The organism is Streptomyces sp. PA03-6a (assembly GCF_033792765.1).
GTDB lineage: Bacteria > Actinomycetota > Actinomycetes > Streptomycetales > Streptomycetaceae > Actinacidiphila.
Genome location: NZ_JARAVK010000125.1, coordinates 1 through 20341 on the forward strand (window position 1 = coordinate 1; position 20341 = coordinate 20341).

Sequence of the window (20341 nt, forward strand, 5' to 3'; positions counted from 1 at the left end):
CTCCCGCACCGTTCCTCCCCTCGGGAGGCCCCCGCCTCCCGCGCATGACTCCCGGTTATTTCGGAGTCACTTGAACAACCCACCCTGGCGGAAGCGGACTTACCGGTTCCGCTGAACTCTCGAGATGTGCCGGAACCCGTCGAAACCTCAGGGCTCCCCGCACCCAAGGCCCCTTCTCGGGCTCCAAGGACCGATCACCCCCACGTCTGGCGCCGGGTACGCGACTGCTGGCTTTCCGTTGCGCCGAACCTGTAGATCATTAATGGTCGCCTCGTGCCCGAACGGCTGAAGCAAGGTCAATCTAGACCATCGGCGCCGGTATGAAGAGTGAATGTGTGTAATTTGTGCTCAAGCTTTGAGGCTGGATCCGTCGAGCGCTGACCGCCCATGGGCGCCTTCGCGCCATCGCGCGGCCAGGCGACAACTCCTCGCTGTAGTGCACTACTTGATCTTGCCGAAGTGTGACGGTGTGTCCAATGCCGGGCGCGACCGCCTCAAGGCGCCGGTGCATGCCGCGATGCCGGCCCGGGCGTTGATGGAGGAAGTGTGGCCGAGAACAACCGGTGCTCGAAGTGCGGGGCGAGCATGATCGGAATTCATGACGCCCATGGGACGCCCATCGACTCGCAAAGCCTGGCCGGAAAGCCCGAAAACATGGCCTGATCTTTGGGTTTACCCCGCAGGGGATCCATTGCGCGTCTTCCCGACGGCACACCACGTGGCGTGCGGAGCGGCCCTGGAGCGGGCGGAACGTGCAGATCGAGCGGCAACCAAGAGATGTGCGGCAGCAGTTGCGGGTCCCGTCACGGGGCTGCCCTGAGCTGCGGCGCGATCCGCCGGCTCCGCGGGCGGCGCGGCCGGCCGAGGGGTGGCTCGAAGTTCTGAACGGTGCTTCACTTGTTGCCATGGCCTACCGGAAGACCCCCGCGGTGCAGGACCGCCTGACCGCTGCCAGGGAGCACCTGGTGGCGCGGGCCACGGCCGTCGTCGCCGACGTGGGCTGGGCGAACGCCTCCGTCACCGCGGTGGCGGCCGCGGCCGGCATGTCCGTGGGCACGGTGTACCAGCACTTCGCGTCCAAGGGCGCGCTCGCGGTCGAGGTCTTCCGACGGGCCTCGGGCCGCGAGGTCGAGGTGCTCGGCGAGGTGCTCCGCGACGGCGCCGGCGACCCGGTGCAGCGACTGACCCTGGGGGTCACCGTCTTCGCCCGCCGCGCCATGGAGAACCGGGGACTGGCCCACGCCCTGCTCGCGGCCCCCGCGGAACCGGCCCTGGGCGCGGAGCGCCTGGACTTCCGGCGCCGCTACCGTGCCGTCTTCGCCGAGGTGATCCGCGAAGGGATGGCCGCCGGGCTCCTCCCCGCCCAGGACCCCGAGGTCACCGCGGCGGCGCTGACCGGGGCCATCGGCGAGGTCCTGGTGGACCCGCTGTCCGCCCCCGCCGAGGGCGCCGCCGCCGACCACCTCGTCACCGAACTGGTGGCGATGTCCCTGCGCTGCGCGGGCGCCGCGCCCGCCGTCTGACTCCCCACGACCACGAAGGGCCCGACTGCCATGACCGCGATCGCAGATGCCGCGCCGCGCAGCAACCCCACCGCGCGCACGCACGAGGTGACCAACCAGGCCCCGCCGCTGGTCGGCCACGACGTCGCCGAAGACGTCGTGCTGCTGGAGGGCGTGCGCCGCGAGGGAGCCGGGTGGTACGTCGACGACCTGCACCGGCTGGGCCGGCTCGCCGGATCGGAGCAGGTGCAGCGCTGGGCCGAGGAGGCCAACCGGTACGAGCCGGTGCTGCGCACCCACGACCGGTACGGCAACCGTGTCGACGAGGTGGACTTCCACCCCTCCTACCACGCGCTCATGGAGGTCGCCCTCGCCGAGGGCCTCGCCGGCGCACCCTGGGCCGACGACCGGCCCGGCGCGCACGTGGCCCGCGCGGCCGGCTTCATGGTGTGGAGCACCGCCGAGGCCGGCCACGGCTGCCCGGTGTCCATGACCTACGCCGTCGTCCCCGCGCTGCGTGCCGCGCCGGACCTGGCGGCGGTGTACGAGCCGCTGCTCACCAGCCGCGTCTACGACCCCGGACTGCGCGCCCCCGCCGGCAAGCGCGGGCTCCTGGCGGGCATGGGGATGACCGAGAAGCAGGGCGGTACCGACGTACGGGCCAACACCACCACCGCCGTCGAGCAGCCGGACGGCACCTGGCGGCTGCGCGGGCACAAGTGGTTCACCAGCGCGCCCATGAACGACCTGTTCCTCGTGCTGGCCCAGGCCCCCGCGGGCCTGTCCTGCTTCCTGGTGCCCAGGGTGCTGCCGGACGGCAGCCGCAACACCTTCCGCATCCAGCGGCTGAAGGACAAGCTCGGCAACCGCAGCAACGCCAGCAGCGAGCCCGAGTTCGACGACACCGTGGCCTGGCTGGTCGGTCCCGAGGGCCAGGGCGTACGGACCATCATCGAGATGGTCACCATGACGCGGCTGGACTGCGTCCTCGGCTCCGCCTCCGGCACCCGTGCCGCGCTCGCCCAGGCCGCCCACCACGTCCGCCACCGCGCGGTGTCCGGGGCCCGGCTGATCGACCAGCCCCTGATGCGCAACGTCATCGCCGACCTGGGCCTGGAGTCCGAGGCCGCCACCACCCTCGCGCTGCGCGTCGCCGGAGCGGTCGACCGGGCCCGCCGCGGGGACGCGCAGGAGCGGGCCTTCCTGCGGCTGGCCACCGCGGTCGGCAAGTACTGGGTGTGCAAGCGGCAGCCCGCGGCGGTCGCGGAGGCGCTGGAGTGCCTGGGCGGCAACGGCTACGACGAGGCGTCCGGCATGCCCCGGCTCTACCGCGAGGCCCCGCTGAACGGCATCTGGGAGGGCTCGGGCAACGTCAACGCCCTCGACGTGCTGCGCGCCCTGACCCGTGAGCCGGACTCCCTCGATGCCTTCCGCGCCGAGGTCGAGGCCGCCGCGGGCGGCGACGCCCGCCTCGACGAGGCGTGGCGCCAGGTGCGCGGCGAGCTGGTGCCCACCGAGGACGCCCCGCTGCGGGCCCGCCGTCTGGTCGAGCGCCTGGCGCTGGTGCTGCAGGGTTCGCTGCTCGTCCGGTACGCGCCGGCACCGGTCGCGGACGCTTTCTGCGCCTCCCGCCTGGCCGGCGACCGGGGCCTGGCCTTCGGCACCCTCCCGGCCGGGACGGACCTGGCCGCCGTCATCGAGCGCGTGCCCGGCGCCACGGGCTGAACGGGCCGGGGTCCGCGGCCGCCTGCCGCGGTCGCGGACCCGCCGCGGTCACGCCGTGCCGCTGATGCTCTCGGCCTCGATCACGAAGACCACGCGCACCTGGTCACGGCCGCCGTACCAGGGGTAGGGGCCGCCGGTGTACCGGTGCGAGAGCTTCTCGATGTGGTCGGCCGCGCCCTCCGTGGTCACCTCGCGCACGCGCCCGCGGACCTGGAAGTAGCGGGACGGGTCGTCCGGATCGGAGACGGCGACGGCCACCCGCGGGTCCCGCGCGATGTTCCGCGTCTTCACGTGGCTCTGGACGCTGTTGACGAGCACATGCTCGCCGTCCGTGTCGACCCACGTCTGGGTCAGCTGCGGCGAGCCGTCCGGCATGGTGGTCGCCAGGAAGCACAGGCTCGGGCGGTGCAGGAGGTCGAGCAGGTCGGCGGGTAGTTTCACGGTGATCCCTCGGTCGGCTGGGCGCAGCCTACGCTCCCCGCCCGGCGGCCCGGCGACCGGTGCTCGGCGCGAGAAATCACGCCCCCGGGGTCACGATGGGTGGGAAGGGCGCCACGCGCCGCAACCCCTCACACACGGACGGCCATGAACTCCATGCGGGTGGCCCAGGTCGCAGAACCGGGCGGACCATTCGAAATCGTCGAGCGCGCGCTGCCGGAGCCCGGCCCCGGCCACGTCCGGATCGCCGTCGAGGCGTCGGGCGTCTGCCACAGTGACGCCGGCTTCGTGTACAACTCCTTCCCCCACATCACCTTCCCCCTGGTCGCCGGCCACGAGGTCGCCGGGCGCATCGACGCCCTCGGTGAGGGCGTGCGGCACTGGACGGTGGGCGACCGCGTGGAGGTCGGCTGGTTCGGCGGGCACTGCGGGCACTGCCCGCCCTGCCGAGAGGGCGACTTCATCGACTGCCGGAACCTGCAGGTGCCCGGCTGGGCGTACGAGGGCGGCTACGCCACGCACATGGTCGCGCCGGTCAACGCGCTGGCCCGGATCCCCGACGGGCTGACCGCGGTCGACGCCGCCCCCCTCGGCTGCGCCGGCGTCACCACGTACAACGCCTTCAAGAAGAGCTCCGCCCGGCCCGGCGACCTCGTCGCGGTGATCGGCATCGGCGGCCTCGGCCACCTCGCGGTGCAGTACGCGGCCGCGTTCGGCTTCGAGACGGTCGCCGTGGCGCGAGGCGAGGGCAAGCGGGCCCTGGCCATGGAGCTCGGCGCCCACCACTACATCGACAGTTCCGCCGGCGACCCGGCCAAGGAGATCCAGGCCCTCGGCGGGGCCACCGCGGTGCTCGCCACGGCCTCCAACTCCCAGGCCATGGCGGCCGGTGTCGAGGGTCTCCAGCCGCGCGGCGAGCTGATCGTCATCGGGATCGACTCCGAGCCGCTGCCGATCACCCCGGCCCAGCTGATCCTGTCGTCCCGTTCGGTCGTCGGGCACCCGTCCGGCACCTCGCGCGACGTCGAGCACACGATGGACTTCAGCGCGCTCGCGGGGATCCGCCCGATGACCGAGACGGTGCCGCTGGAGGAGGTCAACGAGGCGTTCGCCCGCATGATGTCCGGCGCCGCGCGCTTCCGCATGGTCCTCGTCCCCTGAGCCGCCCGGGTGCCGCCGGCCGGCGGCAGGGGGTAATCCGGTTGCCCCCGGCCCGCGGCCTCTGCTGCACTGCCAGGACCACAGGCCATCCACCGGGGAGTCGTGATCATGCGGGGACTGCACATGTCCACCCAGCCCGAATTCATCGCCCATTCGGAGGACATGGCATTCCATGCACGTGCTCAACCTTGGGATCCTGGCGCATGTTGACGCCGGGAAGACCAGCCTGACCGAGCGGCTGCTGCACACCGCCGGCGTCATCGACACGCTCGGCAGCGTCGACGACGGCAGCACCCAGACCGACACCCTGGCCCTGGAACGGGCGCGGGGCATCACCATCAGGTCCGCCGTCGCCTCGTTCGCGATCGGCGACGACATCACCGTCAACCTCATCGACACCCCCGGCCACCCGGACTTCATCGCGGAGGTGGAACGGGCGCTCGGCGTCCTCGACGGCGCCGTGCTCGTGGTGTCGGCGGTGGAGGGCGTACAGGCGCAGACCCGCGTGCTGATGCGGACGCTGCACCGGCTGCGCATCCCCACCCTGCTCTTCGTCAACAAGACGGACCGTTCCGGCGCCAGGGACGCCGAAGTGCTGCGCGCCCTCGCGGAGCGGCTCAGCCAGGGCTGCGTGGCCATGGGCCGCGTCGAGGGCCTCGGCACCCGGGACGCGCGCTCCACGCCGTACGGTCCGGACGACACCGGGTTCACCACCCGGCTGCTGGACGTCCTGTCCGTGCGGGACGAGGAGCTCCTTGCCGCCTACGTCGCGGACGGGACGGCGCCGTCCTACCCGCGGCTGCGGGCGGCACTCGCCGCCCAGACGCGCGGGGCACTGGTCCATCCGGTCTACTTCGGATCGGCCGTCACCGGAGCCGGGGTGGACGCCCTGGTCCGGGGGATCGCGGAACTGCTCCCCGTCGCCGCGGGCAGCGCGGAGGGCCCGGTCTCCGGCACCGTCTTCAAGATCGAACGCGGCCCCGCGGGGGAGAAGATCGCCCACGTACGGATGTTCTCGGGGACCGTCCGCGTACGGGACCGCCTGCCGCACGGCGCCGGGGAGGAGGGCAAGGTCACCGCGGTCAGCGTGTTCGAGCGCGGCGTGGACACGCCCGGGGAGGCGGTCCGCGCGGGGCAGATCGGCAGGCTCTGGGGGCTCGGCGGGATCCGCGTCGGTGACGCGATCGGCGAACCGCACCGTACGGCCCCCGGCGCGGACCGGCACTTCGCGCCGCCCACGCTGGAGACGGTCGTCGTGCCCCGCCGGCCGGCGGACGCGGGCGCGCTGCACGTGGCGCTCACCCGGCTCGCCGAACAGGACCCGCTGATCGACCTGCGGCTGGACGACGTGCGGCAGGAGATCGCCGTCTCCCTCTACGGAGAGGTGCAGAAGGAGGTCGTCCAGGCGACGCTGGCGGACGACTTCGGCGTCGAGGTGACCTTCGAGGAGACCACGACGATCCACATCGAGCGGCCGGTGGGCACGGGCGCGGCCGCCGAGGTCATCCACACCGGCTCCAACCCCTTCCTGGCGACCGTGGGACTGCGCGTCGACCCGGCACCGACGGGCAGCGGGGTGGCGTTCGGTCTGGAGGTCGAACTCGGCTCCATGCCCTACGCCTTCATCCGGGCCGTCGAGGAGACCGTCACCGAGACGCTGCGGCACGGCCTGTACGGCTGGCGGGTCGTCGACTGCACGGTCACCATGACGCACTCGGGTTACGCCGCTCGGCAGAGCCACGCGCACGCGGTGTTCGACAAGAGCATGTCGAGCACCGCCGGGGACTTCCGGGGCCTCACCCCGGTGGTGCTGATGCGCGCGCTGGAACAGGCGGGCACGGTCGTCTGCGAGCCGGTCCACCGCTTCACCCTCGACCTCCCCGAGCAGGCCTACGCCCGGGTGCTGCCCGTCCTCGCCCGGCTGGGCGCGGTGCCGCGCACCTCGGCGCCGCAGGGTGCGTCCTACGTCGTCGAGGGCGACGTCCCCGCATCGCAGGTGCACGCCCTGGAACGCCGACTGCCCGCCCTGACCAGCGGCGAGGGCGTGCTGGAGTACGTCTTCGACCACTGGCGGGAGGTACGCGGCGAGCCCCCGGCGCTGCCCGGGCACCGGAGGGACTGAGCGGTCCGGGGCACCACGCGCGGCGCCCGCGATGTGGTGCCCCGGGCCATGTCGCGGGCGTCGCACGGCTCCTACCGTCCGGCGCATGACCTTACTCAGAGCCGCACTCCACCGGGGCCGCCCGCGTGCCGCCCTGCTCGCCGTCCTCGTGGCGCTCCTCGCCGCCCTCGTCCCCGTCCGTCCCGCCCACGCCGCCGGCGCGATCGAGGAGGTGACGGGCTTCGGCAGCAACCCGGGCGCGCTGCGGATGTACCGCTACGTCCCCGCCGGGCTGCCGCAGGGCCGGCCGGTCGTCGTCGCCCTCCACGGCTGCACCCAGAACGCCCAGGGGTACGGCGCCCAGAGCGGCTGGACCGCCCTGGCGGACCGCTGGGGCTTCTCCGTGGTGCTGCCCGGGCAGACCTCGGCCAACAACCTCAGCCAGTGCTTCAACTGGTTCCAGACCGGCGACATCGCGCGCGGCCAGGGCGAGGCCGCCTCCATCCGGCAGATGACCGACCGTCAGATCGCGGACGCCGGCGCGGATCCGTCCCGGGTGTACGTCACCGGGCTCTCCGCGGGCGGCGCGATGACCGCGGTGATGATGGCGGCCTATCCCGACGTGTACGCCGCGGGCGGCGTGGTCGCCGGGCTGCCGTACGGCTGCGCGCAGGCGGCGGGTTCGCCGTACGTGTGCATGTACGTCGGCGCGACGCAGACCCCCGCGCAGTGGGGCGCCCGGGTCCGCGCCGCCTTCCCCTCGCACGCGGGCCCGTGGCCGCGGCTGACCGTCTTCCAGGGCACCGCCGACTACACGGTCAAGCCCGTCAACATGGACGACCTCGTACGGCAGTGGACGGATGTGCACGGCGCCGACCAGACCGCCGACGTCTCCGACACCGTGGCGGGCTTCCCGCACCGGACGTACAAGGACGCCTCGGGCGCCGCCGTCGTCGAGACGTACAGCATCACGGGCATGGGCCACGGCCAGCCCGTCGACCCGGGCAGCGGGGCGGCCCAGTGCGGCACGGCGGCCGCCTACATGCTCGACGTCAACCTCTGCGCGGCGTACCGGCTCGGGACGGGCTGGGGCCTGGGCTGAGCGGGAGGGGGTGACGGGGCGCGCGCCGGCCCGCCCCGTCACTCCGTGGCCATCGCCGCCAGGCGGGTCACGGTGTTCCAGTTGCGGGCCGTGGCCGTCAGGCCCAGGCGCTTCTCCCACAGCGTGTGGGACAGCCGGGTCTTCTGCACCCCGCCCGGGCAGTGCACGTAGATCTCGCGCTCGCCGGGGCGGAAGTCGTCGGGCGCGTAGTCGGCCGGGTCGAGACCGGCGATCCGGTCCGGATCGACCGGCCCGGACAGGAAGGTGACCAGGAAGCGCGCGGGATCGACGCCCGTCATGTCGAACGGGTTGCGCTCGACGACCCCGGCGAGTGCGGTCGCCTCGCGGACGACGCACGGCACCTTCCGCCCGTCGAACGCGGCGGCGATGGCCGCCTCCAGCGCGTCCGCCAGCTTCCCCGGGTCGGCCTGCTCGTGCTCGAACAGGGCGTTGCCGCTCTGCAGATGGGTGCGCACGCAGGTGCCGCCGATCTCCTCCAGCAGCTGTCGCAGGTCCTGCATCGGGAGCCTGGTCGTCGCTCCGACGTTGATCCCGCGCAGGAGCGCCACGTATCCGGTCACCCCGCCACATTAACCGTCGCCTCGCCGGGCTTACCCACTTTCGGAGGACCACCGGCCCGGCGGAACGGTTCGGCACCGGGCGCCGCCGCTACGTTCGCGTCCATGAGCACGAAGCGTGACCGCCCGGTCGTCACCGAACTGCGGCTCTCCGCCTTCAAGTCGCATCGCGGCGCGAGCTTCCCGCTCGGGCCGCTCACCCTGCTGGGCGGCGCGAGCGGGACCGGCAAGTCCAGCGTCCTGGAGGGCCTCGGCCTGCTCGGCCGGCTCGCCGCGGGCGAGGAACTGGCGACGGCGTTCGACGGCGTGCGCGGGGGAGTGGCGGCCTGCGTGCCCCACGCGGCCCGGCCGGACGCGGAGGGGCGGCGCGGATTCCGCATCGGGTGCACGGTGGACGGCGCGGTCGGCCCCGTCGTGCTCGACGTCGCCGTGCAGACCGAACCCGAACTGCGCATCGTCGGCGAGCGGTTGACCGGCGCCGGGGAGACCCTGCTCGCCACCGCGCTGCGCGACCCGGGACGGCGCACGGTCCAGGCGGCCTGGCACACGGCGGGGCTGGTCCCGGTGACCCGGGCCCCGCTGCCCGACGACCGGCTGGCCACCTCCCTGCTGCCGCTGCGCGTCGCGGGGACGACCGAGGGGCAGCGGCTGGTGCTCGCCGCCGCCGAGCAGACGGTGCTCGCGCTGCGCGGGGCGTTCCCCGTCGACCCCCGGCCGCACGCGATGCGGGAACCCGCGCGCGTGGCGGACGGCCTGCTCCGCGGCGGCTGCGACAACCTCTCGGCGGTGCTGCGCCGCACCCAGGGCGAGTGCCGTACGCGGCACGCGGCGCTGGTCGGTGCCCTGCGGGCGGTGTGCAGCCCGCCCGTCGAGGGCCTGACGGTGATCCCCGCGGGGGAGCCGGGGACGGGGGCGTACGCGGAGTCCGTACTCGCGGCCGTCGACCGGGGACCGCTGGGGCTGGTGCCGGTGGACCGGCTCGGCGACGGGGAGTTGCGCTTCCTCGCGCTGGCGCTGGTGCTGCTCACCGGGCCGGGCGTGCTGGAGGTGGACACCAGCGGCGAGGTGCCGGACGCCGTGCAGGTGCTCACGGTCTTGGCGGACGGACTGGACGCCGGTCTCGACCGGGCGCAGACGCGGCAGTTGCTGGCGCTGGCCGCCCTGGTCGCCGAGCGCGGCCACATCAGGCTGCTCGGCACGGTGCACGACCCCTCGGTGGCCGAGGGGGCGGACGGGGTCACCCTGCTGCGCCTCGGGAGCGCCGCGGCCGACCCGGAACGGGTGCCGGCCCAGGGGACGGGTCCGGACGCGCCGGACACCGGGGCCCCGCCGGCCGGGCAGGCCACGGCGCAGCACGCGGCGGCGATGGGGTAGACCTGCGGGTGTGACCGAGGATCTGCACGCGCTGCAGCGCAGGCTGGCCGCCTTCGCGGCCGCCCGGCGCTGGGAGCCGTACCACACGCCCAAGAACCTGGCCGTGGCCCTGAGCGTCGAGGCCTCCGAGCTCCTGGAGATCTTCCAGTGGCTCACGCCCGAGCAGGCGGCACGGGTCATGGAGGACCCCGACAGCGCCCACCGGGTACGGGACGAGGTGGCGGACGTGCTCGCGTACCTGCTGCAGTTCTGCGAAGTGCTCGGCGTCGACGTGCTCGAGGCGCTGTCCGCCAAGATCGACCGCAACGAGCTGCGCTTCCCGCTGCCGGGGGCCGGGGACTGAGGCGCGCGGCGGCGGGTGCGCCGCGGGTGCGGGGGTTCCGGTCAACCGCGCGTTCGCCCGTTGTCACGGGCGGGTGAGCGGGTTGTCCACAGGCGGGAACCGGCCACTTCCACCTCGCGTCACGATCCGTCACTCTGAGTGAGAAACGGGATCGACGGGGCGGAGACGGGGCGGAGGTGCGTCGTGATGGACGCGGTACGGCTGATCCGGGCCACGCGGGAGGCGCTGCGAAGCGGCGGGACCGAGCGTGAGCTGATGGCGGAGGCCTGGCAGGTGCAGGCGCTGACGGAGGCGGTCGGCAGCCACCTCGCCCTCCACGGGGCGCCCGAGCTGCGCACCCCCGGCTTCTCCGTCTGCGAGGCGGGCGGCAGGGCCTGCGGCGCCACGGGGCCGCCGGGGGTGGCCTCCGGGCCGTTGCGGGCGTCCCTGCTCACCGACGTGCGCGAGCCGGCCGGGACCTTGCGCGAACTGCGCGAGCTGCTGTCGGAGCTGGGCATGGCCCTGGTCTCGGTGGCCTGCACCGCCGAGAGCGAGACGGAGTACTGGCAGTGCATCGAGGCGGTGGACGCCGCCGACGAGTCCAAGGACCGGGTGGGTGTGCTCCTGCGCGCGGTCGAGGCGGGGCAGCGGGAGGGCGCATGAACGGCAAGCCTCCTGCGCGGGAATGGAGTTGGCGGATTGCCGTTGCCTCTGGTCGGAGAAGGTGCCACGCGCCACAGGTTGCCGATCGATTCGGACCGGAGAGGTGCAGGATGGAGTCATGGATCTTCGAATCTTCACCGAGCCCCAGCAAGGGGCCTTGTACGACACCCTGCTCTCCGTCGCCAAGGCGACCGAGGAGCTCGGCTTTGATGCCTTCTTCCGGTCGGACCACTACCTCAAGATGGGCGACGCGGACGGCCTGCCGGGGCCGACCGACGCGTGGATCACCCTGGCCGGCCTCGCCCGCGAGACGAAGCGGATCCGGCTCGGCACCCTGATGACGGCCGCCACGTTCCGGCTGCCCGGTGTGCTCGCCATCCAGGTCGCGCAGGTGGACCAGATGTCGGGCGGCCGCGTCGAGCTGGGCCTGGGCGCCGGGTGGTACGCGGACGAGCACGCCGCGTACGGCATCCCCTTCCCGAAGGAGAAGTTCGCCCGGCTGGAGGAGCAGCTCGCCATCGTCACCGGGCTGTGGGGCACCCCGATGGGCGAGACCTTCGACTTCAAGGGCGCGCACTACACGGTGGAGAACTCGCCCGCCCTGCCCAAGCCGGCCCAGGCGAAGCTCCCCGTCCTCATCGGCGGGCACGGCGCCAGGCGCACCCCGCGGCTCGCGGCCCGCTACGCCGACGAGTTCAACCTGCCGTTCGGTTCGCTGGAGGACACCGCCCAGCAGTTCGCCCGGGTCCGGGAGGCCGCCGAGGCACACGGCCGGGGCAAGGACGAGATCGTGTACTCCAACGCCCTCGTCGCGTGCGTCGGCAAGGACGACGCCGAGGTCGCCCGCCGGGCCGCCACCATCGGCCGCGAGGTCGAGGAGCTCAAGGCCAACGGCCTCGCCGGGTCCCCTGCCGAGGTCGTCGACAAGATCGGCCGCTACGCCGAGCTCGGTGCCACCCGCTTCTACCTGCAGATCCTGGACCTGAGCGACCTCGGGCACCTGGAACTGATCGCCTCCGAGGTCCAGTCGCAGCTCGGCTGACCCCGGCACACCACCGCAAGGAGCACCCGCGATGCCCGCACCCCGCCGGCCCTTGGCGCAGGCCCTGGCCGAGTCCACCGTCGTCCTCGACGGCGGGCTGTCCAACCAGCTCGCCGACCAGGGCTGCGACCTGGCCGACGTGCTCTGGTCGGCCCGGCTGCTCGCCGACGCGCCGGAGCAGATCGAGGCGGCGCACACCGCCTACGTGCGGGCGGGCGCGCGGGTGCTCATCACCTCCAGCTACCAGGCGACCTACGAGGGCTTCGCCGCGCGCGGCATCGGGCGGCAGGAGGCGACCGCCCTGCTGCGCCGCAGCGTCGCCCTCGCCCGTGCCGCCGCCCGCGACCGCGACGACGTCTGGGTGGCGGCCTCCGTGGGACCGTACGGCGCCATGCTCGCGGACGGCAGCGAGTACCGGGGGCGCTACGGGCTGAGCGTCGCGGAACTGGAGCGCTTCCACCGGCCCAGGATCGAGACGCTGGCCGAGGCCGGTCCGGACGTCCTGGCGCTGGAGACCGTGCCCGACATCGACGAGGCGGAGGCGCTGCTGAGGATCGTCGCGGACCTCGGGGTGCCGGTCTGGCTGAGCTACACCGTCGCCGGCGCGACGACCCGGGCGGGCCAGCCGCTGGAGGAGGCGTTCCGGATCGCGGCGGACGCGGACGCGGTGATCGCCGTCGGCGTCAACTGCTGTGACCCGGCGGACGCCGCCCTGGCGGTGGAGACGGCGGCGGCGACCGTGGACCGTCCCGTGGTCGTCTACCCCAACAGCGGCGAGATCTGGGACGAACGGGCCCGCGACTGGGGCGGCGGCTCCGTCTTCGACCCGGCGCTTGCGTCCGGCTGGCAGCGGGCCGGTGCCCGGCTCATCGGGGGATGCTGCCGGGTCGGCCCTGCGCAGATATCCGCCCTCGCCCGCGCACTCACCCCTCAGCCGGGGAAAACCGCTGTTCGGAGCGGGGACGGGCAGGCGATACTCAGGCGGTGTTCCTGACGATAACGACCACCGGCAGCGGCGGCATGCCCGCCACGGACCTCGGCTTCCTGCTGCACAAGCATCCGGAGAAGGCCCAGGTCTTCTCGACCTCCTACGGCGACGCCCATGTCTTCTACCCCATGGTGTCCGAGCAACGGTGCACGGCCGCGCTGCTGCTGGAGGTCGATCCGGTGGCGCTCGTGCGGCGTGGCAAGGGCAAGGGCCGGGGCGGAGCCCCGGACTCCGCTCTCGGCCACTACGTCAACGACCGGCCGTACGCCGCCTCGTCGCTGCTCGCGGTCGCCCTCCGCACGGTGTTCGCCAGCGCCCTGAGGGGCGTCTGCGACGCCCGCCCCGAGCGGGCCGCACAGCCGCTGCCGCTGCGGATCGAGATCCCCGCCGTGCCCGCGCGCGGCGGTGCCGCCCTCGTCCGCCGGCTGTTCGAGCCGCTGGGCTGGACCGTGGAGGCCGAACCGGTCGCGCTGGACGAGCGGTTCCCCGAGTGGGGCGAGTCGCGCTACGTGCGGCTGGCCCTGGAGGGCGAGCTGCGGCTGTCCGAGGCCCTGCGGCACCTGTACGTGCTGCTCCCGGTCCTGGACGACGCCAAGCACTACTGGGTGTCGCCCGACGAGGTCGACAAGCTGCTGCGCATGGGCGACGGATGGCTCGCCGGCCACCCGGAGCAGCGGCTGATCACCAGCCGCTACCTCGCCCGCCGCTGGTCGCTGACCCGGCAGGCCATGGAGCGGCTGGAACTGGCCCGGCTCGCCGAGGCCGACGACAGCGAGGCCGAGGAGCTGGACAACGCCGTCGACGAGGAGGTGGACACCGAGGAGAAGCCGCTGCCCCTGGCGGTGCAGCGCCGCGAGGCGATCCTGGCGGAGCTCCGCGACGCCGGGGCGAGCCGGGTCCTCGACCTAGGCTGCGGTCAGGGCCAGCTGGTCGGCGCGCTGCTGAAGGACGTCCGCTTCACCGAGGTCCTCGGCGTCGACGTGTCGGCCCGGGCCCTGGGCGAGGCGGCGCGGCGACTGCGGCTGGACCGCATGGGCGAGCGGCAGTCCTCCCGCGTCCGGCTCGTGCAGGGTTCCCTGACGTACACCGACGCCCGCCTCAAGGGCTACGACGCCGCGGTGCTCAGCGAGGTCGTCGAGCACCTCGACCTGCCCCGGCTCCCCGCCCTGGAGTACGCCGTCTTCGGTGCGGCACGACCCGCGACCGTGGTCGTGACCACGCCGAACGTCGAGTACAACGTGCGCTGGGAGACGCTGCCCGCCGGGCACGCCCGGCACGCGGACCACCGCTTCGAGTGGACGCGGGCGGAGTTCCGCTCCTGGGCGGAGCAGGTCGCCGGACGGTACGGCTACGGCGTGCGGTTCGTCCCCGTCGGCCCCGACGACCCCGAGGTCGGCCCGCCCACCCAGATGGCAGTTCTCACGATGACCGCGAAGGAGGTCACGTCCGCATGACCGGCAAGCGCACCCTCCCGGTGACCGACCTTTCCCTCGTGGTCCTGATCGGCACCACCGGCTCCGGCAAGTCCACCTTCGCCCGGCGCCACTTCAAGCCCACCGAGGTGATCTCCTCGGACTTCTGCCGCGGCCTGGTCAGCGACGACGAGAACGACCAGGGCGCCAGCGGCGACGCCTTCGACGTGCTGCACTACATCGCGGGCAAGCGGCTGGCCGCCGGCCGGCTCACCGTCGTCGACGCCACCAGCGTGCAGCAGGAGAGCCGCCGCCAGCTCGTCCGGCTCGCCCGCGAGTACGACGTGCTGCCCATCGCGATCGTCCTCGACGTCCCCGAGCAGGTCTGCATCGAGCGGAACGCGTCCCGTCCCGACCGCGCCCACCTGCCCCGGCACGTCGTGCAGCGCCAGCAGCGCGAGCTGCGCCGCTCCCTGCGGCAGCTGGAGCGCGAGGGCTTCCGCAAGGTGCACGTCCTGCGCGGCACCGAGGAGGTCGAGGCGGCCGAGGTCGTGCTGGAGCGCCGCTACAACGACAAGCGCGAGCTCACCGGCCCGTTCGACATCATCGGTGACATCCACGGCTGCAGCTCCGAGCTGGAGACCCTGCTCGGCAAGCTGGGCTACGTCGACGGCGTGCACCCCGAGGGCCGCACGGCCGTCTTCGTGGGGGACCTCGTCGACCGCGGCCCCGACAGCCCCGGCGTGCTGCGCCGCGTCATGGGCATGGTCGCCGCAGGCAGCGCCCTGTGCGTGCCCGGCAACCACGAGAACAAGCTGGGCCGCTGGCTGAAGGGCAAGAAGGTCCAGCACACCCACGGCCTCGCCGAGACCATCGAGCAGCTGGAGAAGGAGGACGAGAAGGACCCCGCCTTCCGCGAGCAGGTGCGCGAGTTCATCGAAGGACTCGTCAGCCACTACGTCCTCGACGGCGGCAAGCTGGTCGTCTGCCACGCCGGCCTGCCCGAGAAGTACCACGGCCGCACCTCCGGCCGGGTCCGCTCGCACGCCCTGTACGGCGACACCACCGGCGAGACCGACGAGTTCGGCCTGCCCGTGCGCTACCCGTGGGCCGAGGACTACCGCGGCCGCGCCGCCGTCGTCTACGGCCACACACCCGTGCCGAGCACCTCGTGGATCAACAACACGATCTGCCTCGACACCGGCGCCGTCTTCGGCGGGCGGATGACCGCCCTGCGCTGGCCCGAGCGCGAGATCGTCGACGTCCCCGCCGAGCGGGTCTGGTACGAGCCGGCGAAGCCGCTCGCGAGCCAGGCCCCCGGTGGGCAGGACGGGCGGCCGCTCGACCTCGCCGACGTCGCCGGCCGCCGTGTCGTGGAGACCGTGCACCACGGCCGGGTCGCCGTCCGTGAGGAGAACGCGGCCGCCGCGCTGGAGGTCATGAGCCGCTTCGCGGTCGACCCGCGGCTGCTGATGTACCTGCCGCCGACGATGTCGCCGTGCGCGACCTCGCAACGGGAGGGTTACCTGGAGCACCCGCACGAGGCGTTCGCCGCCTACCGCGCGGACGGCATCGGCCAGGTGCTCTGCGAGGAGAAGCACATGGGCTCCCGCGCCGTGGCGCTGGTGTGCCGCGACGCGGAGAGGGCCGCCGAGCGCTTCGGGGTCACCGGCGGCGTGACGGGCGCCCTGCACACGCGCACGGGCCGTCCGTTCTTCGACGACCCGGCCGTCACCGAGCAGGTCCTGGACCGGCTGCGGGCCTCGGTCACCGCCGCCGGGCTCTGGGAGGAGCTGGGCACGGACTGGCTGCTGCTCGACGCCGAGCTGCTGCCCTGGTCGCTGAAGGCCACCGGCCTGCTGCGCAAGCAGTACGCCGCCGTGGGCGCCGCCTCCGGCGCGGTCTTCCCGGGCGCGATCGCCGCCCTGGAATCCGCCGCCGCGCGCGGCACCGACGTGGCGGGCCTGCTGGAGCGGCAGCGCGGGCGGTCGGCCGACGCCGCCGCCTTCACCGAGGCGTACCGGCGCTACTGCTGGACGACCGAGGGCCTGGACGGGGTGCGTCTCGCGCCGTTCCAGATCCTGGCCGCCCAGGGCCGCAGTCTCGCCGCGCTCGCGCACGACGAGCAGCTGGCGCTCATCGACCGCATGGTCGCCGCCGACCCGACGGGGCTGCTCCAGGAGACCCGCCGGCTGCTGGTCGACACCCGCGACGAGGAGTCGGTGGCTGCCGGTACGCAGTGGTGGCTGGAGCTGACCTCCGCCGGCGGCGAGGGCATGGTCGTCAAGCCGCTCCAGGCCCTGGTGCGCACCGAGGACGGCAACCGGCTGGTCCAGCCCGGCATCAAGTGCCGCGGCCGGGAGTACCTGCGGATCATCTACGGTCCCGAGTACACCCGGCCCGACCAGCTGGCCAGGCTCCGCTCCCGCGCCCTGGGCCACAAGCGCTCCCTCGCGCTGCGCGAGTACGGCCTGGGCCTGGAGGCGCTGGACCGGCTGGCCGCGGGCGAGCCGCTGTGGCGCGTGCACGAGGCGGTCTTCGCCGTCCTGGCGCTGGAGTCCGAGCCGGTGGACCCCCGGCTGTGACGGGCGGGGGGCGGGCACCCGGGTGCCCGCCCCTCCCTGGCGGTAAACCCTTGCCAAGTGGGAATGTCTAGCTCCATGGCATTCCATGTGGACTCCGAGGCAGGGCGGCTGCACCGCGTCATCCTCCACCGCCCCGACCTGGAGCTGAAAAGGCTCACGCCGTCGAACAAGGACGCCCTGCTCTTCGACGACGTCCTGTGGGTGCGCCGGGCCCGTGCCGAGCACGACGGCTTCGCCGACGTGCTGCGCGACCGAGGCGTGGCCGTGCACCTCTTCGGTGACCTGCTGCGCGAGACGCTGACCCTGCCCGAGGCCCGGCGCATGGTGCTGGACCGGGTCTTCGACGAGAAGGAGTACGGCCCGGTGGTCACCGACCACCTGCGCGCCGCCTTCGACGAGCTGTCCGCGGCCGAGCTGACCGAGGCCCTGGTGGGCGGCATGACCAAGCGGGAGTTCCTGGCCCGTTTCGCGGAGCCGACCTCGGTCCGCTTCCACGTGACGGACCTGGACGACTTCCTGGTCAACCCGCTGCCCAACCACATCTTCACCCGGGACACCTCGGCCTGGGTCTACGACGGGGTCAGCATCAACGCGATGCGCTGGCCGGCCCGCTGGCACGAGACGATCCACTACGAGGCGATCTACCGCCACCACCCGCTCTTCGCGGGCGGCTCCTTCCACGTGTGGTCCGAGGGCCAGGCGGCCTACCCCTCCACCATCGAGGGCGGCGACGTCCTGGTGATCGGCAACGGCGCCGTCCTCATCGGCATGAGCGAGCGCACCACCCCGCAGGCCGTGGAGATGCTGGCCCAGCGCCTGTTCAACGCCGGGTCGGCCACCACGATCGTGGCCCTCGACATGCCCAAGCGCCGTGCCTTCATGCACCTGGACACCGTGATGACGATGGTCGACGGCGACACCTTCACCAAGTACGCGGGCCTGGGCATGCTGCGCTCGTACACCATCGAGCCCGGCGCGGGGGAGCGCGACCTGAAGGTCACCGACCACCCGCCGGAGCACATGCACCGGGCCATCGCGGCGGCCCTGGGCCTGGACGACATCCGCGTGCTCACCGCGACCCAGGACGTCCATTCCGCCGAGCGCGAGCAGTGGGACGACGGGTGCAACGTGCTCGCGCTGGAGCCGGGCGTCGTGCTGGCGTACGAGCGCAACGTCACCACGAACACCTTCCTGCGCAAGCGAGGCATCGAGGTCATAGAGATCCCCGGGAGCGAACTGGGGCGCGGCCGCGGCGGTCCGCGCTGCATGAGCTGCCCCATCGAGCGGGACCCGGTCTGACGGGGCGATCCGTGGGCCGGGTTCGGGCTGTATAAGGATGCGTCTATTCGTATAGACTTCCATGGTCTCGGCGCACTCATGTTCGGCACCCGGCCGACCCCGACCTAGGAGCCCCCATGGCCATCGACCTCACGGGCCGCCACTTCCTCAAGGAGCTGGACTTCGCCCCCGAGGAGTTCCGCGGGCTGGTGGACCTGGCCGCCGAGCTGAAGGCGGCCAAGAAGGCGGGCACCGAGGTCCGGCGGCTCGCCGGCCGGAACATCGCCCTGATCTTCGCCAAGACCTCCACCCGCACCCGCTGCGCCTTCGAGGTCGCCGCGGCCGACCAGGGCGCGTCCACGACCTACCTGGACCCGGCCGGCTCCCAGCTCGGCCACAAGGAGTCGGTGAAGGACACCGCCCGCGTGCTCGGCCGGATGTACGACGGCATCGAGTACCGCGGGACGGGCCAGGAGGTCGTCGAGGAACTGGCAGCCCACGCCGGGGTGCCGGTGTGGAACGGCCTCACCGACCAGTGGCACCCCACCCAGATGCTCGCCGACGTGCTCACCATGGCCGAGCACTCCCGTTCCCCGCTGGGGGAGACCGCCTACGCCTACCTCGGCGACGCCCGCTCCAACATGGGCAACTCGCTGCTGGTCACCGGAGCCCTCCTCGGCATGGACGTCCGCATCGCCGCCCCGGAGCAGCTGTGGCCGGACGACGGCGTCGTCGCCGAGGCGCGGCGCCTCGCGGAGGTCACCGGCGCCCGCGTCACCCTGACCGAGGACGTCGCCGAGGGGGTCGCCGGCGCGGAGTTCGTCCACACCGACGTCTGGGTGTCCATGGGCGAGCCCGCCGAGGTGTGGGACGAGCGCATCGCGCTGCTGAAGCCGTACGCCGTGACCGCGGACGTGCTGCGGGCCACCGGCCGCCCCGACGCGAAGTTCATGCACTGCCTGCCCGCCTTCCACGACCTGGGCACGACCTTGGCCCGGGAGATCCACGAACGGCACGGGCTGACCTCGCTGGAGGTCACCGACGAGGTATTCGAGTCGGCGTACTCCATCGTCTTCGACCAGGCCGAGAACCGGATGCACACCATCAAGGCCGTCCTCGTCGCCACGCTGGCAGGCATGTGAGGCGCCGCGCATATCGCGCACTCGTGACGGCGGTCACGAAGGAGTGATAACTTCGCGGTGTTGGCAAGCCTGCCTCCCCCGCGAAGGAGGACGTGCCCATGAGCCCCTACCGAGGCTCCGCAGGCCGGACCGAGGAATGGCGGCACCTGCGCGTCGAGCGCGCCGACGGCGTCGTCACCGTCACCCTCGACCGGCCCGACAAGCTCAACGCGCTCACCTTCGGCGCCTACGCCGACCTGCGCGACCTGCTCACCGAGCTGCCGCACCACGGCGACACCCGCGTGCTCGTGCTCGCGGGGGCCGGTCGCGGCTTCTGCTCCGGCGGGGACGTCGACGAGATCATCGGTGCCACCCTCGCCATGGGCGCGGGCCAGCTCCTGGACTTCACCCGCATGACCGGGCAGGTCGTCCGCGCCCTCCGCGAGGCCCCCTTCCCCGTCGTCGCCGCCGTCCACGGCGTCGCGGCCGGAGCCGGTTCCGTCATCGCCCTCGCCTCCGACTTCCGGATCGTCGAGCGCTCGGCCCGCTTCGCCTTCCTCTTTACCAAGGTCGGCCTCGCGGGCGCCGACATGGGCGCCGCCTACCTGCTGCCCCGCATCGTCGGCCTCGGCCATGCCACCCGGCTGCTGATGCTCGGCGATACCGTCGGCGCCGCGGAGGCCGACCGCATCGGCCTGGTCAGCGAGCTCGTCGACGACGGGCAGGCGGACGCGAGCGCCGCCGCCCTCGCCAAGCGCCTGGCGGCCGGTCCCGCGCTGGCGTACGCGCAGACCAAGGCCCTGCTCACCGCGGAGCTCGACATGCCGCTCGGCGCCGCCGTGGAGATGGACGCCGCGACCCAGGCGCTGCTGATGACCAGCGAGGACTACGCCGAGTTCCACGCCGCGTTCACCGACAAGCGCAGCCCCAACTGGAAGGGCCGTTAGCC

Annotated in this window: 17 protein-coding genes; 15 read left to right on the forward strand and 2 right to left on the reverse strand. The window is 73.2% G+C overall.

What is annotated here, in order from left to right; genetic code table 11:
- Positions 1-905 precede the first annotated feature (905 nt).
- Both PV350_RS26905 and PV350_RS26910 read left to right on the forward strand, forming a co-directional pair.
- Positions 906-1523, forward strand: coding sequence for a TetR family transcriptional regulator (locus PV350_RS26905; protein ID WP_499514545.1), 618 nt, complete (start codon positions 906-908; stop codon positions 1521-1523).
- Positions 1524-1553: 30 nt separating this feature from the next.
- Positions 1554-3227, forward strand: a complete 1674-nt coding sequence (locus PV350_RS26910) for an acyl-CoA dehydrogenase family protein (RefSeq protein WP_499514546.1) — start codon at positions 1554-1556, stop codon at positions 3225-3227.
- A 48-nt stretch (positions 3228-3275) separates the two neighbouring features.
- Here the strand turns inward: PV350_RS26910 and PV350_RS26915 are convergent, their stop codons facing one another.
- Entirely contained in the window at positions 3276-3668 is a 393-nt protein-coding gene (locus PV350_RS26915) for a PPOX class F420-dependent oxidoreductase (RefSeq protein WP_499514547.1), read from the reverse strand.
- Positions 3669-3812: 144 nt separating this feature from the next.
- Between PV350_RS26915 and PV350_RS26920 the strand changes: the two genes are divergently transcribed.
- The 3 genes from PV350_RS26920 to PV350_RS26930 all read left to right on the forward strand — a co-directional run bounded on the left by PV350_RS26920 (position 3813) and on the right by PV350_RS26930 (position 8029).
- Positions 3813-4826 (forward strand): alcohol dehydrogenase, encoded by a 1014-nt coding sequence (locus PV350_RS26920; RefSeq protein ID WP_500336544.1) that lies wholly within the window; start codon positions 3813-3815, stop codon positions 4824-4826.
- 172 nt (positions 4827-4998) lie between these two features.
- On the forward strand, positions 4999-6948 hold the full coding sequence (locus PV350_RS26925) for a GTP-binding protein (RefSeq protein WP_500336546.1): 1950 nt from the start codon (positions 4999-5001) through the stop codon (positions 6946-6948).
- An 85-nt stretch (positions 6949-7033) separates the two neighbouring features.
- Positions 7034-8029 (forward strand): extracellular catalytic domain type 1 short-chain-length polyhydroxyalkanoate depolymerase, encoded by a 996-nt coding sequence (locus PV350_RS26930; RefSeq protein ID WP_499514550.1) that lies wholly within the window; start codon positions 7034-7036, stop codon positions 8027-8029.
- 38 nt (positions 8030-8067) lie between these two features.
- Here PV350_RS26930 and PV350_RS26935 read toward each other — a convergent pair whose 3' ends face one another.
- On the reverse strand, positions 8068-8610 hold the full coding sequence (locus PV350_RS26935; protein WP_500336548.1) for a DUF1697 domain-containing protein: 543 nt from the start codon (positions 8608-8610) through the stop codon (positions 8068-8070).
- 102 nt (positions 8611-8712) lie between these two features.
- Here PV350_RS26935 and PV350_RS26940 point away from each other — a divergent pair, with 102 nt between their 5' ends.
- From PV350_RS26940 to PV350_RS26985, 10 genes are all read left to right on the forward strand, one after another.
- Positions 8713-9981 carry an AAA family ATPase gene (locus tag PV350_RS26940; protein ID WP_500336550.1) on the forward strand — a complete coding sequence of 423 codons (1269 nt, stop codon included), beginning with the start codon at positions 8713-8715 and terminating at the stop codon, positions 9979-9981.
- 10 nt (positions 9982-9991) lie between these two features.
- On the forward strand, positions 9992-10324 hold the full coding sequence (locus PV350_RS26945; RefSeq protein ID WP_500336552.1) for a nucleotide pyrophosphohydrolase: 333 nt from the start codon (positions 9992-9994) through the stop codon (positions 10322-10324).
- A gap of 186 nt (positions 10325-10510) precedes the next feature.
- Positions 10511-10966 carry a DUF6099 family protein gene (locus tag PV350_RS26950; RefSeq protein WP_500336554.1) on the forward strand — a complete coding sequence of 152 codons (456 nt, stop codon included), beginning with the start codon at positions 10511-10513 and terminating at the stop codon, positions 10964-10966.
- Positions 10967-11084: 118 nt separating this feature from the next.
- Positions 11085-12008: an LLM class F420-dependent oxidoreductase gene (locus PV350_RS26955; protein ID WP_500336555.1), complete on the forward strand. Its 924-nt coding sequence runs from the start codon at positions 11085-11087 to the stop codon at positions 12006-12008.
- A gap of 31 nt (positions 12009-12039) precedes the next feature.
- Positions 12040-13002, forward strand: a complete 963-nt coding sequence (mmuM, locus tag PV350_RS26960; RefSeq protein ID WP_500336557.1) for a homocysteine S-methyltransferase — start codon at positions 12040-12042, stop codon at positions 13000-13002.
- A complete protein-coding gene (locus PV350_RS26965; RefSeq protein ID WP_499514557.1) occupies positions 12993-14450 on the forward strand; it encodes a 3' terminal RNA ribose 2'-O-methyltransferase Hen1 in 1458 nt (485 codons plus the stop codon). Before mmuM ends, PV350_RS26965 begins: the two co-directional genes overlap by 10 nt.
- Positions 14447-16993, forward strand: a complete 2547-nt coding sequence (locus PV350_RS26970) for a polynucleotide kinase-phosphatase (protein ID WP_500336559.1) — start codon at positions 14447-14449, stop codon at positions 16991-16993. The genes PV350_RS26965 and PV350_RS26970 overlap by 4 nt, the downstream gene beginning before the upstream one ends.
- A 75-nt stretch (positions 16994-17068) precedes the next feature.
- Positions 17069-18292, forward strand: coding sequence for an arginine deiminase (locus tag PV350_RS26975; protein WP_499514559.1), 1224 nt, complete (start codon positions 17069-17071; stop codon positions 18290-18292).
- Between the two features lie 116 nt (positions 18293-18408).
- Positions 18409-19413 carry an ornithine carbamoyltransferase gene (gene argF, locus PV350_RS26980; RefSeq protein WP_499514560.1) on the forward strand — a complete coding sequence of 335 codons (1005 nt, stop codon included), beginning with the start codon at positions 18409-18411 and terminating at the stop codon, positions 19411-19413.
- Positions 19414-19511: 98 nt separating this feature from the next.
- Positions 19512-20339: an enoyl-CoA hydratase family protein gene (locus tag PV350_RS26985; protein ID WP_499514561.1), complete on the forward strand. Its 828-nt coding sequence runs from the start codon at positions 19512-19514 to the stop codon at positions 20337-20339.
- The last annotated feature ends 2 nt before the right edge of the window (positions 20340-20341 follow it).

Coding starts and splice junctions, on each gene's coding strand:
- PV350_RS26905 (WP_499514545.1), top strand. CDS start 906: ATGGCCTACCGGAAGACCCCCGCGGTGCAGGACCGCCTGACCGCTGCC.
- PV350_RS26910 (WP_499514546.1), top strand. CDS start 1,554: ATGACCGCGATCGCAGATGCCGCGCCGCGCAGCAACCCCACCGCGCGC.
- PV350_RS26920 (WP_500336544.1), top strand. CDS start 3,813: ATGAACTCCATGCGGGTGGCCCAGGTCGCAGAACCGGGCGGACCATTC.
- PV350_RS26925 (WP_500336546.1), top strand. CDS start 4,999: ATGCACGTGCTCAACCTTGGGATCCTGGCGCATGTTGACGCCGGGAAG.
- PV350_RS26930 (WP_499514550.1), top strand. CDS start 7,034: ATGACCTTACTCAGAGCCGCACTCCACCGGGGCCGCCCGCGTGCCGCC.
- PV350_RS26940 (WP_500336550.1), top strand. CDS start 8,713: ATGAGCACGAAGCGTGACCGCCCGGTCGTCACCGAACTGCGGCTCTCC.
- PV350_RS26950 (WP_500336554.1), top strand. CDS start 10,511: ATGGACGCGGTACGGCTGATCCGGGCCACGCGGGAGGCGCTGCGAAGC.
- PV350_RS26955 (WP_500336555.1), top strand. CDS start 11,085: ATGGATCTTCGAATCTTCACCGAGCCCCAGCAAGGGGCCTTGTACGAC.
- mmuM (WP_500336557.1), top strand. CDS start 12,040: ATGCCCGCACCCCGCCGGCCCTTGGCGCAGGCCCTGGCCGAGTCCACC.
- PV350_RS26970 (WP_500336559.1), top strand. CDS start 14,447: ATGACCGGCAAGCGCACCCTCCCGGTGACCGACCTTTCCCTCGTGGTC.
- PV350_RS26975 (WP_499514559.1), top strand. CDS start 17,069: ATGGCATTCCATGTGGACTCCGAGGCAGGGCGGCTGCACCGCGTCATC.
- argF (WP_499514560.1), top strand. CDS start 18,409: ATGGCCATCGACCTCACGGGCCGCCACTTCCTCAAGGAGCTGGACTTC.
- PV350_RS26985 (WP_499514561.1), top strand. CDS start 19,512: ATGAGCCCCTACCGAGGCTCCGCAGGCCGGACCGAGGAATGGCGGCAC.